Source organism: Streptomyces sp. 4N124, assembly GCF_052245395.1.
GTDB lineage: Bacteria > Actinomycetota > Actinomycetes > Streptomycetales > Streptomycetaceae > Streptomyces.
In genome coordinates, this window is sequence record NZ_JBQQBS010000057.1 from 48,792 (window position 1) to 68,597 (window position 19,806).

The 19,806-nt window shown below is 72.0% G+C and carries 19 protein-coding genes; 12 read left to right on the top strand and 7 right to left on the bottom strand.

The window, feature by feature from the left end:
* The first annotated feature begins 18 nt into the window (after nucleotides 1-18).
* Complete coding sequence (locus ACTWQO_RS38705) at nucleotides 19-1,020, top strand: LacI family DNA-binding transcriptional regulator (RefSeq protein WP_443242081.1); 1,002 nt, start codon at nucleotides 19-21, stop codon at nucleotides 1,018-1,020.
* A 51-nt stretch (nucleotides 1,021-1,071) separates the two neighbouring features.
* Here the strand turns inward: ACTWQO_RS38705 and ACTWQO_RS38710 are convergent, their stop codons facing one another.
* Together ACTWQO_RS38710 and ACTWQO_RS38715 are read right to left on the bottom strand one after the other, a co-directional pair.
* Nucleotides 1,072-3,018 carry a protein-arginine deiminase domain-containing protein gene (locus tag ACTWQO_RS38710; protein ID WP_443242062.1) on the bottom strand — a complete coding sequence of 649 codons (1,947 nt, stop codon included), beginning with the start codon at nucleotides 3,016-3,018 and terminating at the stop codon, nucleotides 1,072-1,074.
* Between the two features lie 134 nt (nucleotides 3,019-3,152).
* On the bottom strand, nucleotides 3,153-4,358 hold the full coding sequence (locus tag ACTWQO_RS38715) for a hypothetical protein (protein ID WP_443242063.1): 1,206 nt from the start codon (nucleotides 4,356-4,358) through the stop codon (nucleotides 3,153-3,155).
* A gap of 314 nt (nucleotides 4,359-4,672) precedes the next feature.
* On the opposite strand from ACTWQO_RS38715, the gene ACTWQO_RS38720 reads away from it, so the two are divergent.
* Nucleotides 4,673-5,098: a CBS domain-containing protein gene (locus ACTWQO_RS38720; RefSeq protein ID WP_443242064.1), complete on the top strand. Its 426-nt coding sequence runs from the start codon at nucleotides 4,673-4,675 to the stop codon at nucleotides 5,096-5,098.
* Nucleotides 5,099-5,116: 18 nt separating this feature from the next.
* Nucleotides 5,117-5,536, top strand: a complete 420-nt coding sequence (locus ACTWQO_RS38725; protein ID WP_443242065.1) for a CBS domain-containing protein — start codon at nucleotides 5,117-5,119, stop codon at nucleotides 5,534-5,536.
* A 24-nt stretch (nucleotides 5,537-5,560) separates the two neighbouring features.
* Here ACTWQO_RS38725 and ACTWQO_RS38730 read toward each other — a convergent pair whose 3' ends face one another.
* On the bottom strand, nucleotides 5,561-6,238 hold the full coding sequence (locus ACTWQO_RS38730; RefSeq protein WP_443242066.1) for a response regulator: 678 nt from the start codon (nucleotides 6,236-6,238) through the stop codon (nucleotides 5,561-5,563).
* Nucleotides 6,239-7,420 carry a sensor histidine kinase gene (locus ACTWQO_RS38735; protein WP_443242067.1) on the bottom strand — a complete coding sequence of 394 codons (1,182 nt, stop codon included), beginning with the start codon at nucleotides 7,418-7,420 and terminating at the stop codon, nucleotides 6,239-6,241. It abuts the gene before it with no gap.
* A gap of 271 nt (nucleotides 7,421-7,691) precedes the next feature.
* Here ACTWQO_RS38735 and ACTWQO_RS38740 point away from each other — a divergent pair, with 271 nt between their 5' ends.
* Nucleotides 7,692-9,185: an alpha/beta hydrolase gene (locus ACTWQO_RS38740; RefSeq protein ID WP_443242068.1), complete on the top strand. Its 1,494-nt coding sequence runs from the start codon at nucleotides 7,692-7,694 to the stop codon at nucleotides 9,183-9,185.
* Here ACTWQO_RS38740 and ACTWQO_RS38745 read toward each other — a convergent pair.
* Nucleotides 9,163-9,615: a YbhB/YbcL family Raf kinase inhibitor-like protein gene (locus tag ACTWQO_RS38745; RefSeq protein WP_443242069.1), complete on the bottom strand. Its 453-nt coding sequence runs from the start codon at nucleotides 9,613-9,615 to the stop codon at nucleotides 9,163-9,165. The genes ACTWQO_RS38740 and ACTWQO_RS38745 overlap by 23 nt on opposite strands.
* A 112-nt stretch (nucleotides 9,616-9,727) precedes the next feature.
* Between ACTWQO_RS38745 and ACTWQO_RS38750 the strand changes: the two genes are divergently transcribed.
* From ACTWQO_RS38750 to ACTWQO_RS38765, 4 genes are all read left to right on the top strand, one after another.
* Nucleotides 9,728-10,384, top strand: coding sequence for a dienelactone hydrolase family protein (locus tag ACTWQO_RS38750; RefSeq protein WP_443242070.1), 657 nt, complete (start codon nucleotides 9,728-9,730; stop codon nucleotides 10,382-10,384).
* A gap of 69 nt (nucleotides 10,385-10,453) precedes the next feature.
* Nucleotides 10,454-11,110, top strand: coding sequence for a phosphoribosyltransferase (locus tag ACTWQO_RS38755; RefSeq protein WP_443242071.1), 657 nt, complete (start codon nucleotides 10,454-10,456; stop codon nucleotides 11,108-11,110).
* Between the two features lie 18 nt (nucleotides 11,111-11,128).
* Nucleotides 11,129-11,962 (top strand): universal stress protein, encoded by an 834-nt coding sequence (locus tag ACTWQO_RS38760; protein ID WP_443242072.1) that lies wholly within the window; start codon nucleotides 11,129-11,131, stop codon nucleotides 11,960-11,962.
* A 25-nt stretch (nucleotides 11,963-11,987) separates the two neighbouring features.
* Nucleotides 11,988-13,400 carry an RtcB family protein gene (locus tag ACTWQO_RS38765; protein ID WP_443242073.1) on the top strand — a complete coding sequence of 471 codons (1,413 nt, stop codon included), beginning with the start codon at nucleotides 11,988-11,990 and terminating at the stop codon, nucleotides 13,398-13,400.
* An 11-nt stretch (nucleotides 13,401-13,411) separates the two neighbouring features.
* Here ACTWQO_RS38765 and ACTWQO_RS38770 read toward each other — a convergent pair whose 3' ends face one another.
* On the bottom strand, nucleotides 13,412-13,867 hold the full coding sequence (locus ACTWQO_RS38770) for an archease (protein WP_443242082.1): 456 nt from the start codon (nucleotides 13,865-13,867) through the stop codon (nucleotides 13,412-13,414).
* 89 nt (nucleotides 13,868-13,956) lie between these two features.
* On the opposite strand from ACTWQO_RS38770, the gene ACTWQO_RS38775 reads away from it, so the two are divergent.
* The 4 genes from ACTWQO_RS38775 to ACTWQO_RS38790 all read left to right on the top strand — a co-directional run bounded on the left by ACTWQO_RS38775 (nucleotide 13,957) and on the right by ACTWQO_RS38790 (nucleotide 18,406).
* Complete coding sequence (locus tag ACTWQO_RS38775) at nucleotides 13,957-14,715, top strand: HAD family hydrolase (RefSeq protein ID WP_443242074.1); 759 nt, start codon at nucleotides 13,957-13,959, stop codon at nucleotides 14,713-14,715.
* Entirely contained in the window at nucleotides 14,712-17,090 is a 2,379-nt protein-coding gene (locus tag ACTWQO_RS38780) for a glycoside hydrolase family 65 protein (protein WP_443242075.1), read from the top strand. Before ACTWQO_RS38775 ends, ACTWQO_RS38780 begins: the two co-directional genes overlap by 4 nt.
* 372 nt (nucleotides 17,091-17,462) lie before the next feature.
* Complete coding sequence (locus tag ACTWQO_RS38785; RefSeq protein WP_362950763.1) at nucleotides 17,463-18,080, top strand: 2'-5' RNA ligase family protein; 618 nt, start codon at nucleotides 17,463-17,465, stop codon at nucleotides 18,078-18,080.
* Nucleotides 18,081-18,181: 101 nt separating this feature from the next.
* Nucleotides 18,182-18,406: a heavy-metal-associated domain-containing protein gene (locus ACTWQO_RS38790; protein ID WP_443242076.1), complete on the top strand. Its 225-nt coding sequence runs from the start codon at nucleotides 18,182-18,184 to the stop codon at nucleotides 18,404-18,406.
* A gap of 25 nt (nucleotides 18,407-18,431) precedes the next feature.
* Here the strand turns inward: ACTWQO_RS38790 and ACTWQO_RS38795 are convergent.
* Nucleotides 18,432-19,806: SpoIIE family protein phosphatase (locus ACTWQO_RS38795; RefSeq protein WP_443242077.1), on the bottom strand; the 1,375-nt coding region annotated here is incomplete at its 5' end.

Here is a 19,806-nt window from a genome sequence, read left to right on the forward strand (position 1 = left end):
GGCAAGCAGCGGCCCACGATGGCGGACGTCGCCAAGAAGGCGGGTGTCTCCCGGGCGCTGGTCTCCATCGTGTTCCGCAACCAGCCGGGGGCGAGCGAGGAGACGCGGCAGCGGGTGCTGCGGGTCGCCGACGAGATCGGCTACCGGCCCGACTCCGCGGCCCGGCTGCTGGCGCGCGGACGCAGTCGCACGCTCGGCGTGATGTTCACCGTGCACCAGACCTTCCACACGGACCTCATCGAGGGGATCTACCCGGAGGCCGAACGGCTCGGCTACGACGTGCTGCTCTCCGCGGCTTCCGAGGGCCGCAGCGAGGCGAAGGCGATCGAGGCGCTCCTCGCCCACCGCTGCGAGGCACTGATCGTGCTCGGTCCCGACGCCGAGGCCGCCTACCTCAACGAACTCGGACAGCGTGCGGTGACCGTCTCGGTCAGCCGGCGCGTGCCCCAGGCCCGCGTGGACTTCGTGCACTCGGCCGAGGGCAAGGGCGTACGGCAGGCCATGGAGCACCTCCTCGAACTGGGGCACCGTCGCATCGTGCACATCGACGGCGGCCGCGGTCCCGGCTCGGCCGAGCGGCGGCGCGCCTACCGGGCCGCGATGCGGCGCCATGGGCTGGAGTCCGAGGCGAGGGTGATCCCCGGGCATCACACGGAACAGTCGGGCATCGAGGCGGGCCGGCTGCTGCTGGCGGAACGAGAGCGCGGCATTCCGCTGCCGACGGCGGTCCTGGCGGGCAACGACCGTTGCGCGCTCGGGCTGTTGATGCCGCTGACACGGGCCGGCGTCGAGGTTCCGCGCGATCTGTCCGTCGTCGGATACGACGACAGCCACCTCTCCCATCTGATGCCGGTCGGCCTGACCACCGTCCGTCAGGACGCGATGCTCATGGCGGAGCACGCGGTGCGGTTCGCGGTGGAGCGGCTGGAGAAGCCCGAACTCGAGCCGCGGGAAGCGGTGTTGGACTGCAAGCTGGTGGTACGGGGGACCAGCGGGCCGGTGCCGGAGGAGCGGGGCTGAGTCACCGCACCCGGCCGGCATCGCCACCGCGACGCCGGCCGATCACATGCTTCAGCGCGAGCCGTCCTGCCCCCACCAGGCGGCCGAGGCGTCCCGCAGGGTGTTGGTGCCGCAGTGCACCTCACCCATGCCGAGGTGGTACGTGTACCAGTCGTCGAGGTACGACACCTTCATGCCCACGCGCCGATAGGCCGCGGTGACCGCCTCCGTGAAGATGTCCTTGCCGGCGATCACCGGCCCCCACTGCTTGGGCGCCAGATAGCGGTCGCGGGCGAGCAGCACGCCATTGACCGCCCCGGGGACGTAGGCGCTCGTCGTGACGGTCTGCGGAGCCGCCGCGGCGTTCGGCTCCTCGGTGAGCCACTTCTGCTGACCGTGCTTCCTGGCCGCGTCCGCGAGAGCGCTGTCGCCGCCCACCCGGGTCAGACGGGGCATGGGAGTGTCGCCTCCGTCGGCCGACACCGCCACGTCGCGCGTGTACAGCGCGGGAACGCGGACGATCTCGGCGTCGGTGACTCCGGTCTCGCGCTTGAGGATCTCCAGGTTGGCAGCGATGCGCTGGGCCGCCATCTTGTTGTCGGCCACCAGGTGGCGGGAGGTCAGGGCCTGTTCGATGGTCTCCCTCGGCACGGGCCCGTTCGCGGAAGGCGGGAGCGAGAACATCTTCGTCCGGCCGTGCCCGGCCTGCCGGGCATCGCGCAGCAGCTTCAGCCCCGCCTCCGGGTCGGCCACGCCGATCCGCCAGCCGCGCGGGGTGTCGGCGGGCAGGAACTGCACGAACTCGTCGACGTGGCCGACGCCCAGCCAGGAGGTGTCGAGCAGCAGCGGGTCCTGGAGGCCCTGGGACTTCAGCATGGTGCGCATCGCCTGTGACGGCCGGGTCCCGCTGTCCTTGCGCTCGCCCATGATGATCCGCCCGGCCGGGAACTCGCGCCCGTTGTGGGCGTACGGCGGGATGGTCTCCAGGTTGCCCATCGAATTGAGCGACCAGTCGCGCTGCTGGGACCGGTCGGTGACCTGGACGACGCCGATGTCCCGGCCGCGGATCTTCTCGAACAGTTCCCGGCCAGACTCACGTTCCGGCTGGGCCGAGCGCAACATCACACGCATGACCTGGCGTTGCCCGTCGGGTCCGGTCATGGCGACGTACCCGGGCTCCACGAAGTCCTGTGCCCAGATGTCGCCGTACTTGTCGAAGGTGACCAGTGGTTTGGTGACGCCGGCGCGCCGGGCCTGCTTCGCCAGCCCCTGGACGAACCGCGTGAACAGCGGTTCGCCCTGCGGCTTGGTGACCATCACCTGCTGGGTCTGCTGCAGGTGGTGGTGGGTGAGCAGCGGAGCCACGCGCAGGGTGACCTCGTCGGAGGTGGTGGCGCCGGCGGAGGTCACGGTCAGGCGGATGACCGTACGGCCGTCCCACTGCGCGCTGTCGCGGATGATGTCGGTGGCCTCGACGCCGAACTCCACGCCGGAGCCCAACTCGGCGGCGGTCAGCCGGGTGCTGGGCGTGACCAGCACCCAGTTCCCGGACCGCTTGAGGAAGACGTGGGTGTGCCGGGCACCCGTGGTGACCTTGACGCCGCCCGTGGCGTCACCCGCCAGCCCCGGCAGGGGCGTTGAGCGCACCCGGGCCAGATCGGCGGCGTCCGCCGTGCCGTTGACCTTGGTGTCGGAGGCGTCCTTGCAGGCGGCCAGCTTGGCGTCGGGCAGCGGTCTGCCGCCGGGGCCGGTGACCGGGCAGCGCTTGGTGTCGTCGTCGAGGTTGGGCAGGGTGACGGCACCCCGGCCGACGGTCCAACTGTCCTCGCCGGCCGTGTCGGTGTCGCCGGTGAGATCGACCTTGCCGTCACGGTTGACGTCCGCTCGGAGATCGGCTGTCGCGGCCGGCTCCGCGGCGACGGCAGGGGAGAGTGACGTGGCCAGCACGGATCCCGTGGCGGCGAGGGCGAGGAACACGGATCCCGCGGGGTGGGTGCGTATACGCGTACGTGCGCGCACGGCGAATCCCTTCTCGGTGGGGGGTGTTTCGCCGTGCAAGAGGAGAAATGGGGCCTGTGCGTTGACTGTGAAGTGAAGAGTTCTTACCGGGTCTCCTCACTGGGGCCGCACCGGCGGCCCCAGTGAGGAGCTGCCTAGCAGATGCTCTGGCTGCTGTTCACCAACGTGTTGTTGCGGAACGTGGTGTTCGTGCCGCAAGGGCTTTCCCTGATCGCCGAGTTGGTCACCCGGAGGTTCTGGATCGTGATGTCGGAGTTGTTGGGGAACTCGGAGCGGGCCGCGAGCCGGATCTCGCCGCCGCCGGTGACGCTGCCGCTCTGCGCGGCGATGTTCACGTTGGTGCAGTTCTCGACCAGGATCGAGTTGTTGCCGGTGTTGGAGATGTTCACCCGGTCGATCACCGCGCCGCCGCTCTCGGAGACGCAGAACACGCCGCGCCCACCGCCGCGCGCGATCACCTCGCCCACTCGGATGTTGGTGGGGTACGAACTGCCCACCCGGCCATTGCGGTTGGCCATGCGGAACGCCGCGTAGCCGGTGCCGGTGCCCGCGCCGTCCGCGTCGACCTTGGTGACGCTGGCGTTGATGGTCTGGTTGAGCAGCAGCCCGGACTCGCCCACGTTGCGCGCGGTGACCGTACCGACGGTGAGGCCGTCGACGCCGTACGTCTCCACGGCGTGGCTGCTCGCGCCGGACACATACACGTTGTCGATCCTGACGTTCCGCGTCCACTGGCTGGTGTCGCCGCGGTTGTCGATCCGCACGCCGAGCCCGCGCGACAGGCGCATGTCGAGCTGGCCGAGGACGACGTTCTGTACGTTGCGCATGAAGACGCCGTACAGCGGGCCGCCCGTGAGGGTGAGGTGCTGGACCTCGATGTCGCGGGCGCCGCGGGCGTACACCGGGGCCTGGTCGCCGGAGCCCGATCCGGTGACGTTGATCGTGCCGCAGACGTCGAGCACGGTGTAGCTCGGCAGCGAGACCCGGGATCCGGCGCTGATGGAGCCCGATCCGCGGACGACGACCCGTTCCTTCGAAGTCCGGCCCGCCGTAAGGCTGCCCACGGCGGCCTGCATCGCGGCGCGCATGTCGCCGCCGGTGTACACGACACTGCTGCCGCGCCGGGCGGTCCAGGTGCTGCCGCTGAGTACCGCCTCCGCCTGGTACGAGCCCTCACCGCACGCCGCCGCCACCTGCGGCGGGGCGACCGCGTGCGCGGGTCCGGTGAGCAGGGCCGCTCCGGTGAGCAGGGCGGTGGCGCAAGCGGCGGCGGCAACGGCGCGTCGTCCGGGAGCCGTTGCGGGAGTTTCGGCGAGGTGTTGTGCGGCTCTGCGTCCCATCTCGTCTTCTCCAAGTGATCCAGATGTGGGGTGTGCGGGCAGCGCCCCGAAGGGGCGCGGGGCTGTATCGATATGCGGCTCCGCCGCGTGGGCGCGACCAGCCACGACGCGGCACGCAGACGAACGAAGGCGCATCCAGGCACGTACAGCGGAGCGCTCAGAGGCGTGCGGCGAGGCTGTCGCAAACGTTCTCTGCGAGCGGTCGGTGAGTGTGCCAACGGGGTTCGTGGGCGTCAAGGGGTGAGGACGGGTTTGCCGCCGCGTGTACGGGCTACGCGGGCGGCGTGCCCTGCTCCGTGGATCCGGGAGGTCCGATGACCCGGCAGATACGTGATGTGATGTCGCCCGGCGCGGCGGCTGTCGAGCCGATGACGACCGTCGCGCGGGCGGCCCGGCTGATGCGTGAGCAGAACGTCGGCGATGTGCTGGTGGCGTACGACTGCGATCTGTTCGGTGTGCTCACCGACCGCGACATCGTGGTCCGTACCCTCGCCGAGGGCCGCGACCCCGACGCCACCGCCGTCGGATCGGTGTGCACGCGCCCGCCCGTGGTGACCCTGACCCCCGACGACACCACCGACCGGGCGGCCGAGCTGATGCGCGAGCACGCCGTCCGGAGGCTGCCGGTCGTCGAACGGGGAGGCTGCCCGGTCGGCGTCGTCAGCCTCGGCGACCTCGCCACGGTCGACGACCCGCGTTCCGCGCTGGCCGACATCAGCAGGGCGGATCCCACCCGCTGACGCAGTAAGGAGCGCGTCATGACTCGGCACGTACGCGACATCATGACCAGCACACCCGTGACGGTCGAACCGCTCACGTCCGTGACCGCGGTGGCCCGGCTCATGCGGGACCAGGACATCGGGGACGTCCTGGTCACCGAGGAGGGACGGCTGCGCGGCATCGTCAGCGACCGTGACCTCGTGGTCCGTGCCGTCGCCGAGGGCGAGGACCCGGAGCACACGACCGTGGCCCAGGTGTGCAGCGGCGACGTGTTCAGCGTCGGCCCCGACGACGACGTCGACCGGGTGGCCGAGCTGATGCGCGAGCACGCCGTACGCCGCATCCCGGTCGTGGCGGACGAGCACCCCGTGGGCATCGTCTCCCTCGGCGACCTGGCCGTCGAGCGGGCCCCGGAAACGCCGCTCGGGAACATCAGCGCCTCCAAGCCCAACCGGTAGCGAGGCGTCCGCAGACGCGTGACGTCATTCCTCCGCGTCGCGGACCAGGAGTGCGATCTGCACCCGGTTCTCGACCGCCAGCTTGGCGAACAGGCTGCCTGTGTGTGCCTTGACGGTCGCGATGCTGATGCGCAGCCTCTGGGCGATCTCCGGGTTGCCCAGTCCGTCGGCGATGGCCCGGGCTGTTTCGCGTTCTCGTTCGGTCAGGCTGGACAGCTGTTTCCGTGCGGCTTCGCGGGATGAGCGCCGAGCGTGCGGGGACCGCGGGCCGGTGGCCGCGGCGATCACCCGCGCCGTGGCCGCCGGAGACAGCACGGGGTTACCGTTCGCGACGGTCCGCACCGCATCGAGGATCTGCGGCGGCTGGGTGTCTTTGAGGACGAACCCGAGTGCTCCGGCACGCAGTGCGCCGAGCACCAGATCGTCCGAGTCGAAGGTGGTCAGCATGAGCACCCGCGGCGGCGCCGGTCGGGTGAGGAGTTCCCGGGTCGCGCTGAGACCGTCACGGCCAGGCATCCGCACGTCCATCAGCACGACATCCGGCCGCTGCTCGTCCACCACGGTGATCGCGGCGTCCCCGTCGGCGGCCTCCGCGACGACGGTCAGGTCCGGTTCGCCGTCGATGACGAGCCGCAGCGCCATGCGCACCAGTTGCTCGTCGTCGACGATGACGACACGCACCGGCTCCCGCTCGCTGTCCACTCAGGTTCTCTTTTCGTGGGTGGGGTCCGGCCAGCGTAGTTGGGCGGTGAGGAGGTATCCGCCGTCGGGTGTGGCGTGATGGTCGAGCTTTCCGCCGGCGAGGTCGACTCGTTCGGTGAGGCCGAGTAGGCCGAAGCCCGAGCCCGGTGGCCGTGCGGTTCTGGTGGTGGCCGCGGAATTGCGGACGCTGACGTCGAGTTGGCCGCCCGCTGTTCCGTCGAGGGCGATGTGTATGCGTGCGCCCGGGGCGTGTTTGGCGGCGTTGGTCAGTCCTTCCTGGACGACCCGGTAGCAGGTTCGCCCGACGACGTCGGACGGTGTCCCCGTCACGGTGGTGGTGAGCGTGACGTCCAGTCCGGAGGTACGGGCGTCGGCCACCAGGTCGGGGATGCGGTCGAGGGAGGGCTGGGGTGGTTCCGGGCGGCCCGGGTCGGCCCGGAGCACACCGAGGACATCCCGTAGTTCTTCGAGGGCTTGGTGGGAGCCCTCGGCGATGCCGCGGACCAGCACGCGGTTTTCCTCTGCTGCGAGGTCGCTGCGGTGGCCCAGTACTCCGGCCTGCATGGCGACAAGGGAGATCCGGTGCGCGAGCACGTCGTGCATCTCGCGGGCGATCCTGTTGCGTTCCAGCGCCCGTGCCTGTGCCGCTCGTGCGGCCTGTTCCCGTTCCGCGCTCTCCGCCCGCTCGCGCAAGGACCGCACTTCCACACGCCGTGCGCCGACGGCCATGCCCACGGCCACCGCGATGCCTGCGGTCAGCGCCGGGAACGCGAGCTGGAACCACAACGAGCCGGGCGGGCTCTGGACCGGGTAGAGCCCGATGGCGAACTGTGACGCGATCACGCTGGCCAGTCCGACGACCCCGATCTCCACAGGACGGCGACGGGTGGAGATCGAGCCCAGCGCCAGAAGCCCGGCGCCGGTGGCGAGTGCGGACGTGGTCGAGGCGATCGCGACCGTCATGGCCACGGCGAACGGGAACCGCCGTCGCCACACAAGCGCCGTCAGGCAGCCGAGAGCCACCAGCGGATCCCCGATGAGGAACCAGGAGCCCGTTTCGGTCGCCTGCCAGTGCAGCACCGCACCGGTGGAGAGCCAGACCGGTATGCCCACTGCCGCGGCCGCCGCCAGCCGCCAGGTCTGCTGCCACCACCCGAGCCGTGGCGCGACGTCTGTATTCACCTGGTCATTGTCGCGAAACCGTACGGCCGGTGAGTCAGACCGGAGGCTGAAGTGCCTTCGCCCAGAGTCGAACCACCGCCTCGACTTTGGGCGAAGGCGATTCGAGCCGCCGGGCCGATGTCCCGGCGGCGCAGCACGAACAGACTCGTCGAGGCGGTCGGGACGGTGACCACAGCCCGGTCCGCCCAAGCGGTGATCCGCGGCGGGGCCGTCCCAGCACGCCAGTTCCGGCGATCCCGTGCGCCCCATACCCCCCTCAGGAGGACATCAGATGCGCCGACCCTTGTCCCTCGCCCTCGCCGCCACCGCGGTGGCGGCGGCGACCACGATGCCGGGAGTGTCGGTGGCGGCGACGTCGGACACCGTGCGGTGGGGCCCGTGCCCGGAGCAGGTGGCCTCACCCCGTCTCGAATGCTCGACGCTCGAAGTCCCGCTGGACTACCGGGATCCGGACGGCCGGCAGATCGAGATCGCGATCTCCCGGCTGGCGAGCAAGGAACTCTCGAAGCGCCGCGGCGTGCTGCTGACCAATCCGGGCGGCCCCGGCGGCACGGGACTCGACTACCCGGCCGTTCTCGCCGGCTCGGGGCTGCCGCAGAAGGTGCTGGACTCCTACGACGTGATCGGCTTCGACCCGCGTGGCGTCGGACGCAGCACGCCGGTGACCTGCGGTCTGACGCCGGAACAGCAGGCACGCGGCAACTTCCCGCCGTACGCGCACACCGCGGCCGATGTCGCGCGGGAGGCGGGGAACGCGCGGACCATCGCCGAGCAGTGCGCCACTTCGCGGACGGCGTGGATGCTGCCGCACACCACCACCGCGAACACCGCGCGCGACATGGACCGGATCCGGGCGGCGCTGGGCGAGCCGAAGCTCTCGTACCTCGGTCACTCCTACGGCACCTACCTCGGTGCGGTGTACACGACGATGTTCCCGAAGCGCGGCGACCGGGTCGTGCTCGACAGCAACCTGGGCCCCGGCGGTTACGACGTCACGGCCATGCGGTTGTTCGCCCGTGGACTGGAGGACCGGTTCCCGGACTTCGCGGCGTTCGCGGCCGCGCACCCCGAGTACGGCCTGGGCACCACACCGGAGCAGGTGGGCGCGAAGTTCTTCGATCTCGCGGAGCGGTTGGACGCGAAGCCGGTCCAGGGCATCGACGGAACCGCGTTCCGCGGGTTCACGTTCGAGCGTCTCTACGCTGATGCGCTCATGCCCCAGCTGGCCGAGTTCTGGCAGGCGCTCGACACGGACCGGCCGCTACCGCCCATTCCGCCGCTGCCGAACATGGAGAACCTCATGTCCGCGCGTTTCTATGTGATATGCGGCGATACGCGCTGGCCGCAGACGGTCCGGGAGTATCAGCGCAACGTCGCGGTCGACCGGCTGAAGTACCCGATGCTGGCCGGGTCCACGGCCGGCATCGGAGCGTGCGCGTTCTGGCCGGACGAGCGGGTCGAGCCGCCGGTGCGCATCGGTGACCGGGGCCCGTCGAACGTGCTCATGGTGCAGAACGAGCGCGACCCGGGGACGCCGCTGGCCGGCGCCCAGAAGCTGCGGCGGGCGTTCGGGCAGCGGGCCACGCTGGTGACGGCCGACCAGGGCGGGCACGGTGTCTACCCGTTCGGACCCAACACGTGCGCGAACAGCACGGTGACGGCGTTCCTGACCACCGGGCAGCGCCCGTCGCACGACCTCGCCTGCGCGGCGGAGCCGCGTATCGGCACGGCCCGCGGAGCGCTCAGCGCCGGTACAGCCCGATGAGGGTCCCGTCGGCGATTTCCTGTTTCTCGACGGCCTGCCGTACGTCGTCGGCGCGCGGGGCGTCCGGGAGGACGCAGGGCTCGGCGAGGGCGTAGACGTGGAAGACGTAGTGATGCGACTCGTCCCCGGGCGGCGGGTGGGGTCCGCCCCAGCCGGGACGGCCGTAGCCGTTGACGAGTTCGGTGCCGCCGGGCGGGCTCTGCCCCTCGCTCACGCCGTCGCTGTGGGGGTCGACGCCCACGACGATCCAGTGCACGAAGTTCCCCGACGGGGCGTCGGGGTCCTCGCACATCAGGACCAGCTCGGCCGCGTCGTCCGGTACGCCGGACCAGGCCAGGGGCGGGGAGACGTTCTCGCCCTCCAGCGCGTACCGGCGGGGGACGGGGGCGTGGTCGGTGAATGCGCTGCTCTTGAGTTCGATGCCGGTCATGTGGCCCGGAGTACCCCGGAGGTGGCAGGACATATCAGGGGACGTGTGGATCTCCGCGCGACGGATACCCGGGCCAGGTCAGGAGTGCTACGGACTCAGGAAGGCCGGCCCGATGATCTCGCAGACCGTTCTGGTGCCCGCCGACGGTGTCGAGCTCCCCGGCGACTTCGACGTCCCGGCGCCCGCCCATGGCGTCGTCCTGTTCGCGCACGGCAGCGGCAGCTCCCGGCACAGCCCGCGCAACCGGCAGGTCGCCGCCGAACTCCGCACCGCTGCCCTGGGCACGCTGCTGATGGACCTGCTGACCGAGGCGGAGGACCGGCAGGACGCGCTGACCGCCGAGCACCGCTTCGACATTCCGCTGCTCGGGCGCCGTCTGGACGCCGCGATCGACTGGCTCGACACGGAACCCGAGGTCCAGGGACTGCCCGTCGTCCTGTTCGGGGCCAGCACCGGTGCGGCTGCCGCCCTGATGGCTGCGGCGGACCGGCCGGACCGGGTCCTGACCGTGGTCTCGCGCGGCGGACGGCCCGACCTGGCGGGCGACGCGCTGGACCTCGTACGCGCGCCTGTGCTGCTCATCGTGGGCGGGCACGACGAGCAGGTGCTGCGGCTCAACGAGGACGCCGCCGGGCGACTGCGGGCCCCCTGCACGCTGCGTGTCGTGCCGGGCGCCACCCACCTGTTCGAGGAGCCGGGCGCGCTGGAGCAGGTCGCCGGCCTGGCCCGGGAGTGGTGTGTGGAACGGCTGGGCGCACGGCAGCGGTGACACGCCGTGTGGGCGACCGGAGGGCCGGGTACCCGGCAGCCGCGAACGGAGGCAACGGAAGGAGCAGCCATGCAGTTCCGTGACCGCAAGCAGGCCGGGCGGGAACTGGCCGAGCGGCTGCGCACCCTGCAGGAGAAGGGGGCTCTCCCGCACGCTGTCGTACTCGCGCTGCCCCGCGGTGGTGCCGCGGTCGCCCGCGAGGTCGCACACGCGCTGGACGCCCCGCTGGACGTCCTCGTGGTCCGCAAGATCGGGGCGCCGTTCCAGGAGGAGCTGGGCGTCGGCGCGATCGCCGGCGACGACCCGCCGCTCTTCGACGAACGGGCCCTCGACCGGCTGGGCCTGAGCGAGGCCGCCCTCGCCGAGACCGTCGATCGGGAGCGGGAGGAGGTAGGGCGTCGCGAACGGCGTTACCGGCGCGGCCGTCCCCCGGTGGACCTGCGGGGCCGCACCGTGATCGTCGTCGACGACGGTCTGGCCACCGGCGCGACAGCGCGCGCCGCACTGCGCAGGGTCCGCCGTGAGGCGCCCGAGCAGGTCGTCCTGGCCGTGCCGGTCTGCTCGCCGGAGGCGGTCGAGCTGCTGCGCGAGGAGGCCGACGAGGTGATCTGCCTGCACCGGCCGGAGCAGTTCATGGCCGTCGGCCTCTGGTACGAGAACTTCGACCAGCTCACCGACGACGAGGTCCTCGACGCGCTGCACAGCTCCCACACCCTGCCCGGCTGAGGAAGTAAGGAGAGGCGAGTGACGGAAGCGACCGGCCCCGTCCTGGTCGGCGTCGACGACACACCGCAGGCCTGGCTCGCCGCGGACTGGGCGGCTCGGGAGGCGGCGTTGCGCGGAACGGCACTCCAGGTCGTGCACGCGGTGGGAGACGCCGACGACCGGGTCCGCGGCGCGGGCGCCGATCTGCTGCACGACGCGCGGACCCGGCTCACGACCGCCCACCCCGGGCTGCGCATCGACACCGTCCTCGGGCACGAGGAACCCGCCGAGGCGGTCCTGACCGCGGCCGAGGACACCGACGCCGGCCTGATCGTGCTCGGCACCCGCGGGCGGGGCGGCTTCGCCGGACTGCTGCTGGGATCCGTGAGCCTGAAGGTGGCCGCCCACGCCGGTCGGCCAGTCGTCGTCGCCCGAGGTCACACCGAGAAGGCCGGGCGCGAGGACATCGTGGCCGGCGTCCGCGACGAGCGGGACGAGGACGCCGTACGGTTCGCCCTCACCGAGGCCGATCTGCGCGGGGCCGCGGTACGTCTGGTGCACGCCTGGTCGCCGCTGGCGAGGGCGGGCCTCATGGTCCCCCAGGTCAGCACCCTGGACGACGAGCAGCACGCCCACGCCCAGCTCCTGAAGCACGCCGCACGCCCCGCCGCCGCGTATCCGCAGCTGCGCGTCGACCGGGAGCTGATCACCGGTTCGCCCGCCGGCGTCCTGGTGGAGGCATCGGCCAAGGCCGGGCTGCTGGTGCTCCCGCGCCACCCGGTCGAGGGCCGGCTCGGGCTGCGGCTGGGCTCGGTCGTGCATGCCGTGCTGCACCACGCGGACTGTCCCGTGGCCGTCGTACCCACGTCGTAGACCCTCGCGTCACGGAGGCGGAGCGATGGACCTGGTCGAGGAAGGCCCCTGCCGATTCCGCATGGACCCGCACGACGGGATGCGCGTGCCCGGCGTCGTGTTCGCCTCCCGTGACCTGCTGAGCGACGCCGAGCAGTCGCTGGAGCAGGTCGCCAACGTGGCCACGCTGCCCGGCATCGTCGGCGCCTCGTACGCCATGCCGGACATCCACTGGGGCTACGGCTTCCCCATCGGCGGCGTCGCCGCGACCGCCGTGGACGAGGGCGGCGTGGTCTCGCCCGGCGGGGTCGGCTTCGACATCTCCTGCGGGGTGCGGCTGCTGGCGGCCGACTGCGACGGGCGGGAACTGCGCAGGGCGCTGCCCGCGGTCATGGACGGCCTGGACCGGCGGATACCGCGCGGCGCCGGGCCCGGCGGGGTGTGGCGGCTCAGCGGGCAGGCGGAGCTGGAGCGGATCCTGCGGGGCGGCTCCCGGTACGCCGTCGAGCAGGGCCACGGCGAGGAGCGCGACCTCACCCGCTGCGAGGACGGCGGGGCGGTCGCCGACGCCGACGCGACGCAGGTCAGCGAGCGGGCCCGGGAACGGGGCCTCGGCCAGGTCGGCAGCCTCGGCTCCGCCAACCACTTCCTGGAGGTCCAGGAGATCGCCGAGGTGTACGACGAACCGGTCGCCGCCGCTTTCGGGCTCGCCCCCGGCCAGGTGTGCGTGATGATCCACTGCGGTTCACGCGGCCTCGGCCACCAGATCTGCACCGACCACGTCCGGGCGATGGACCGGGCCATGACCCGTTACGGCATCACCGTCCCCGACCGCCAGCTGGCCTGCACCCCGGTCGACTCGCCCGAGGGACAGGCCTACCTGGGCGCGATGGCCGCCGCCGCCAACTACGGCCGCGCCAACCGCCAGTTGCTGTCCGACGCGGCCCGCGGGGTCTTCCGCCGCGTCACCGGCGTCCAGCTGTCGCTGGTGTACGACGTGTCCCACAACCTCGCCAAGATGGAGACGCACGAGGTGGACGGCGCCCGGCGCCTGCTGTGCGTGCACCGCAAGGGCGCCACCCGCGCCTTCCCGCCCGGCCACCCCGAACTGCCCGAGGAGCTACGGGAGTTCGGCCAGCCGGTGCTCATCCCCGGCACCATGGGCACGGCCTCCTACGTGCTGGCCGGGGTGCCAGGCGGCGACGCCTTCCACTCCACCTGCCACGGCGCGGGCCGCACCCTCAGCCGGAACCGGGCCGCCCGCACCGTGACGGGCAGGGAACTGCGCGCCCGGCTGGAGTCGGCCGGTATCGCTGTCCGGCCCAAGTCGATGCGCGGGCTGGCCGAGGAGACCCCGGAGGCCTACAAGGACGTCGGCGCGGTGGTCGCCGCGAGCGAGACGGCGGGACTGTGCCGGACCGTGGCCAGGCTCGTGCCGCTGGGTGTGGTGAAGGGATGAGCCGGATGTGCTCACACGTCGATGGTCACCGCGCAGGACCAGCCGTACGGACCGGGCTCGATGCGCAGGTTCTCCCATGCGATGCCCTTCGGCGCGGCGCCGATGACCTCCACCACGCCGAGGTCGGCGACCGCCATCCGCACATCGAGCCCTTCCTCGTACGCCTCCGCCTCCACGTCGACCGGCACCTCCCCGTGCACCTCCAGCCGGAAGACGACCTCGTCGAGCAACGTGGTCAGCAGATCCTCCGGGGCGCCCTCGGCCAGCCGCAGCCGGGCCACGCCGGTCGCCCGGGTCCCGGAGACGTCCGCGAAGCCCTCCACCATGCCCGTGACGGCCTCCACCAGACAGCGCTCGCGACTCTCCCCCCAGGCCTCGACGCGCACGTCAGCCGTGTGCGGCACCAGCCGGTGCCCGCTCGTCCCGCGCCTGCGCGCCGTGATGTCGTCGCCCATGTCGCCGACCATGTTCACCGTGTGCCCATTGCGCAGCACCGCACACTGGTTTCGGGGGGCATGTCCGGACCGGCAGGGGAGCCACCGCCTCAGGAGCCGCCATGACCGACCCGACCCGCCTCGCGCTCGCACCCGCACTGCGGGAGGTGCGGGCCGTCGTCTTCGACACCGACGGAGTGATCACCGACTCGGCCCGGGTGCACGCCGCGGCCTGGCGGACCGCCTTCGACACCTACCTGCGCCAGCACCCGCCCGAGGACCCGGACCAGCGGCGCCCCTTCGATCCCCGGGACGACTACCTGCGGCACGTGGACGGCAAGTCCCGGCTCGACGGTGCCGCCGCCTTCCTCTCCTCCCGCGGCCTCGACACATCCGACGGGACCGTACGGGCCGTCGCCGCGGACAAGGAGCGCCTCTTCACCGAGCGGCTGCGCACCCACGGCGTCGACGCCTATCCCGGGACGGTCCGGCTGGTGCGTGCCCTGCGCGAGGCCGGGGTACCCGTGGCGGCGGCCTCGGCGTCCCGGCACGCGGGTGAGCTGCTCACCCGGGCCGGAGTCCGGGACCTCTTCGACGCCCTGGTGGACGGCGGTGAGGCGGCCCGGCTGGGGCTCGCCGGCAAACCCGAGCCCGACCTCTTCCTGGAGGCGGCCCGCCGGCTCGGCGTCCCCGCCGGGCACGCCGCCGTCGTGGAGGACGCGCTGGCAGGGGTGGAAGCGGGGCGTCGGGGTGCGTTCGCACTCGTCGTCGGCGTGGACCGGGCCGCCGGTGCGGACACCGGCGCCAGACTGCTGCGGCACGGCGCCGACATCGTCGTACGAGATCTGGCAGAACTGCTCGTGGAAGGAGCACCGCGGTGACGGCAGCGACGTCCTGGACCTGGGAGTACGACGGCTACGAACCAGCGGACGAACGGCTCAGGGAGTCGCTGTGCACGCTCGGCAACGGATACTTCGCCACCCGTGGCGCGTTCCCGGAGTGCGTCGCCGACGAGGTGCACTACCCCGGCACGTATGCGGCCGGCTGCTACAACCGGCTCACCTCGGACGTGGCGGGACACAGCGTCGAGAACGAGGACATGGTCAACCTGCCGAACTGGCTGGCGCTGCGCTTCCGCCGCCCTGGCGGACGGTGGCTCACGCCCGACACAGCGACGGTCCTGGACCACGGGCAGGTGCTGCACCTCGACTCGGGGATGCTGGAGCGCCGGACACGGTACGCGCTGGCGGAGGGCAAGGCCCTGTTCGTACGGCAGCAGCGGTTCGTGGGCATGGCCGACCCTCATCTGGCGGTCCTGCGCACCGAGTTCACCGCCGAGGGCTTCGCGGGCGCCCTCGATGTCGAGGCGGCGCTCGACGGGGGCGTCACCAACGACGGGATCGCGCGCTACCGCGATCTGGACGGTCACCATCTGACCCACGTGCACACCGGGAGTTCCGCACCCGACAGGGTGTGGCTGCGCTGCCGGACCCGCACCTCCGACATCCGGATCGGCATGGCGGCCCGCCTGACCACCGAGGTCCCGGTGACCGAGCGGCTGGAGGTCAACCGAGCCGTCCAGCGGATCCACCTCGATCTGACCCCCGGCCGTACCGTCACCGTGGACAAGACCGTCGCCCTGCACACCTCCCGCGACCCCGCGATCAGCGACCCCCTGGACGCCGCCGTCGACCGGGTGGACGCGGCCTCCGGCTTCGACGATCTGCTGAAGGCCCACCGCACGGCCTGGGACCAGCTGTGGCGGCGGGCCGAGATCGACGTCCCCGGAGCCGCGGGCCGCATTCTCCGGCTGCACCTCTTCCACGTCCTGCAGACCCTCTCGCCGCACACCGCCGACCTGGACGTGGGCGTGCCGGCCCGGGGACTGCACGGCGAGGCGTACCGGGGGCACGTCTTCTGGGACGAGCTGTTCGTCCTGCCGTATCTGAACCTGCACTTCCCGGAGGTCTCCCGCGCCCTGCTCGGCTACCGCCACCGCCGCCTGGACCAGGCCCGTGCCGCCGCCCGCGCGACCGGGCGGCGCGGCGCGCTCTACCCGTGGCAGAGCGGCAGCGACGGGCGGGAGGAGACCCAGGAACTGCATCTCAACCCGCGCTCGGGGCGCTGGCTGGCGGACTACTCCCGGCTCCAGCACCATGTCGGCTCGGCGATCGCGTACAACGTGTGGCGGTACTGCGAGGCCACCGGCGACGCCGAGTTCCTGCACACCAAGGGCGCCGAGATGCTGCTGCAGATCGCCCGCTACTGGGCGGACTCGGCCGTGTACGACGAGGGCCTGGGCCGGTATCGCATCCGGGGCGTGGTCGGGCCCGACGAGTACCACGACGCATACCCCGACGCGAAGCTGCCCGGGCTCGACGACAACGCGTACACCAACGTCACCGCCGCATGGGTGCTCACCCGCACCCTGGAGGTGCTGCGCGCCCTGCCCGAACCCCGCCGCCGCGAACTCCTCGAGCGCACCGGTCTGGACGGCGGCGAGCGGGAACAGTGGGAGGAGGTGTCGCGCACCCTCCATGTGCCCTTCCACCGGGGTGTCATCAGCCAGTTCGAGGGTTACGGCGACCTCGCCGAACTCGACTGGGACGGCTACCGCAAGCGTTACGGCGACATCCGGCGCCTGGACCGGATCCTGGAGGCGGAGGGCGACACCGTCAACCGGTACCAGGCGTCCAAGCAGGCCGACGTACTGATGCTCGGGTACCTCTTCTCACCCGCCGAACTCCAAGGAATCTTCCACCGGTTGGGCCACCGGCTGGACCAGGTCACCTGGCGGCGCACGGTCGACTACTACCTGCGGCGCACCAGCCACGGGTCGACCCTCAGCGGCCTGGTCCACGGCTGGGTGCTGGCCCGGGCCCGGCGCGCGGAGGCCTGGATGTTCTGCCAGGAGGCGCTGCGCGGCGACATCGCCGACCTGCAGGGCGGCACCACCGGCGAGGGCATCCACCTCGGCGCCATGGCCGGCACCCTCGACCTCGTCCAGCGCGGACTGACCGGACTGGCGACCAGTGGCGGGGCGCTGTGCCTCGATCCGGTGCCGCTGCCGGAGCTGTCCTCGTACGGCTTCGCCATCCACTACCAGGGCCACTGGGGCATCCGGCTACGCCTGGAACACGGGCGGCTGGAGATCACGGTGCCCCCGTCCGACCTCGACCCGATCGACGTCCGCCTGCCGGACCGCACGGTGTCCGTCCAGCCGGGCGAGATGCGACGGCTGGTGCTGCCGGGCTGACGTCACGCCCGCGCACACCACGGTCATCGCGGAGGTCAAGGTACCGGACATGGTCGACGGGTGTACACGCCTGATCCGCGACTCCCGCGACGTCAACTCGCGTCGTATCGCGGACGGCTGACCTCTCCGCCCGAGCCGCTGCCGCTGTCGAAACCCTGCTGACCTGCGCGAGCGTGCTCTACCTCGGCGTGCCCGAGCGCCAACTTCCGGTCAACCGGAGGGCATTCGATGACGACTCCCGGTACTGCGGCGGTTACCCACCGAAGCCCCGGGTGCGGCAGACTGCCGTGAGCCGTACCCGGGCCTGGGCCGATCGCGGCACCGGGTGGGCGGTACGAAAGGCGTCGATTCGGCTGGATGAGAGGGAGTTTCATGGACCGGTATCTCAGGGGGGCGAGGCTCTGGCCCGACGGGTGGACCAAGCTCAGGGTGGACTTCGTCCCGCGACTCCCCGAGATCAAACCGGTGACCGACATCTATCGCCCGGTCCTCGCCCGGTTCGGGTTCGTCTCGCCGGTCAAGGACGAGTGGCTGCACGAGACGCTGGCCGTCGTCGACGACCGGCCCGCGAGCGAGGTGACCGGACCGGAACTCGCCCTGTTCGAGGGCCGGTTGCGGGAACGGCTCGGCGCGGTTCGCCCCTTCACGGTGACGGTGGGCGCGGCGGTGGCGGGCCGGTGCGGTGTCCTGCTCGACATCGCCCCCGAGGACGAGTTCCAGGAGCTGCGGCACCAGGCCAGGGACGCCGTCGTGGAGGTGTTCGGCGAGGATGCCGACGACTACGAGGACGAACGCCCGAGGATCTCGCTCGCCTACGGCACCGCACTCGGCGACTCGCGGCTCCTGCAGGGCAGGCTGCGCAGCGCCTCGGGCCGGCGGGCCACGCTGACCGTGGACGGCGCACGGCTCGTGGAGGCCGTCCAGGACCGCAAGCAGCACGAGATCCGCTGGCAGGAGCTGGCGTTCGTGCCGCTGGGCGGCGCGGGGTGACGACCGTCCTCAACCGGCCTTCTCCGTAAGGGCGTTGAACATCACCCGTCCCGGTCGCGTACCTCAGGGCACATCGATCCCGGACGACAGGAGTACCTGCCATGGCCGAGAAGCAGTACACCGTCATCGGCATGAGCTGCGGCCACTGCGCGGCGAGCGTCACCGAAGAGGTGGTGGCGGTACCCGGCGTCACCGAGGTCGACGTCGATGTGCGGGCCGGCCGGGTGATCGTACGAGGGGAGCGGTTCGGCGAGGACGCGGTGCGCAGCGCGATCGTCGAGGCGGGCTTCGACGTCGCGCGGGGCGCACGGGCGGCCGCGGCCTGAGCGCCGAGGCGGAGCGTGCCGCCTCTCATGCCACCTGGTCGAAGAAGGTCAGCAGGGCGGCGGGGGAGTCGGGGCCGGTCAGGGCCTGTTCCGTCCAGATGCACTTGCCGGTCCCGGTGTAGCGGGCGCCCCACCGCTGCGAGAGGGCCGCGACCAGTTGCAGGCCCCGGCCGCCCTCGTCCGTCTCGGACGCCCGGCGGATCCGGGGGGTGGTGAGGCTGCCGTCCGAGACCTCGCAGATCAGGGTGCGGCTGCGCAGCAGACGGAGCATGACCGGGCCCTTGGCATGCCGAACGACGTTGCCCACCAGCTCGCTGACCAGCAGTTCCGTCGTCATCGCCAGATCGTCCAGGCCCCACTCGGACAGCTGCGCCCGGACCAGCTTGCGTGCCTCGCCGGCTGCCTGTGGCTCCGCGGCCAGCGGCCACACGGCGACCGCCTCGGGCGGCAGCCGGTGCACCCGCACCACCAGCAGGGCCGCGTCGTCGGCGGACTGCTGCTGTGCCGGGAGCAGGCCCGAGGTGAGCCGCTCGCAGAGCCGGTCGAGGTCGTCCGCGTCGTCCTCGCCGAGCAGCCGCGCGAGATGGGCCATACCGACGTCGATGTCCCGGCTGGCGGACTCGATCAGGCCGTCGGTGTACAGCACGAGCAGGGAGTCCTCCGGCAGGGCGATCTCGACGCTCTCGAAGGGCGGGTCGGCGGCGCCCAGCGGGGGATCCTGGGCCATCGCCGGGAACTCGACCGTGCCGTCGGGCCGCACGACGGCGGGCGGCGGATGCCCGGCGCTGCCGAAGGCGCAGACGCCGGTCGTCGGGTCGTACACCCCGTACAGGCAGGTGGCGTAGGAGTCGTCGCCGAGTTCGGAGACGACGTCGTTGAGGTGGGCCAGGATCTCGTCGGGCGGCAGCTCCAGATCCGCCAGGGTGCGGACGGCGGTGCGCAGCCGTCCCATGGTGGCCGCCTGGGGCAGTCCGTGGCCCATCACGTCGCCGATGACGAGGGCGACCCGGTCGCCGGAGAGCGGGATGATGTCGTACCAGTCGCCGCCCACGTCCATGCCCTGCCGGGCCGACAGATAGCGTGCCGCGGAGGTGCAGGCGGGCAGCGGCGGCAGCGTCCGGGGGAGCAGGCCGCGCTGCAGTTCCTGGGCGCGGATGTGCTCGGCGTCGAAGAGGCGGGCCCGCCCCAGGGCGTGTGCGACCAGACCGCTGATCGCGACCAGCAGCGTGCGTTCCTCGCCGGTGAAGCGGCGTGGCTGCTCGAAGGAGATCACGCACACCCCGACCGAGTGGTCCGAGGCGATCAGCGGCAGGAACGCCCAGGCCGCCTTGCCACCCGCCGCGGGCTGTGCGGCCAGCGCCGGGTAGCGTGCCGCGTACTCCTGCGGGGAGGTGAAGAAC

Excerpts from the sequence above, each read along its gene's own strand:
- ACTWQO_RS38775 (WP_443242074.1), top strand. The coding sequence starts at position 13,957 with ATGACCGACCCGACCCGCCTCGCGCTCGCACCCGCACTGCGGGAGGTG.
- ACTWQO_RS38740 (WP_443242068.1), top strand. The coding sequence starts at position 7,692 with ATGCGCCGACCCTTGTCCCTCGCCCTCGCCGCCACCGCGGTGGCGGCG.
- ACTWQO_RS38770 (WP_443242082.1), bottom strand. The coding sequence starts at position 13,867 with ATGGTCGGCGACATGGGCGACGACATCACGGCGCGCAGGCGCGGGACG.
- ACTWQO_RS38785 (WP_362950763.1), top strand. The coding sequence starts at position 17,463 with ATGGACCGGTATCTCAGGGGGGCGAGGCTCTGGCCCGACGGGTGGACC.
- ACTWQO_RS38745 (WP_443242069.1), bottom strand. The coding sequence starts at position 9,615 with ATGACCGGCATCGAACTCAAGAGCAGCGCATTCACCGACCACGCCCCC.
- ACTWQO_RS38790 (WP_443242076.1), top strand. The coding sequence starts at position 18,182 with ATGGCCGAGAAGCAGTACACCGTCATCGGCATGAGCTGCGGCCACTGC.
- ACTWQO_RS38720 (WP_443242064.1), top strand. The coding sequence starts at position 4,673 with ATGACCCGGCAGATACGTGATGTGATGTCGCCCGGCGCGGCGGCTGTC.
- ACTWQO_RS38705 (WP_443242081.1), top strand. The coding sequence starts at position 19 with ATGGCGGACGTCGCCAAGAAGGCGGGTGTCTCCCGGGCGCTGGTCTCC.
- ACTWQO_RS38750 (WP_443242070.1), top strand. The coding sequence starts at position 9,728 with ATGATCTCGCAGACCGTTCTGGTGCCCGCCGACGGTGTCGAGCTCCCC.
- ACTWQO_RS38715 (WP_443242063.1), bottom strand. The coding sequence starts at position 4,358 with ATGGGACGCAGAGCCGCACAACACCTCGCCGAAACTCCCGCAACGGCT.
- ACTWQO_RS38765 (WP_443242073.1), top strand. The coding sequence starts at position 11,988 with ATGGACCTGGTCGAGGAAGGCCCCTGCCGATTCCGCATGGACCCGCAC.
- ACTWQO_RS38755 (WP_443242071.1), top strand. The coding sequence starts at position 10,454 with ATGCAGTTCCGTGACCGCAAGCAGGCCGGGCGGGAACTGGCCGAGCGG.
- ACTWQO_RS38725 (WP_443242065.1), top strand. The coding sequence starts at position 5,117 with ATGACTCGGCACGTACGCGACATCATGACCAGCACACCCGTGACGGTC.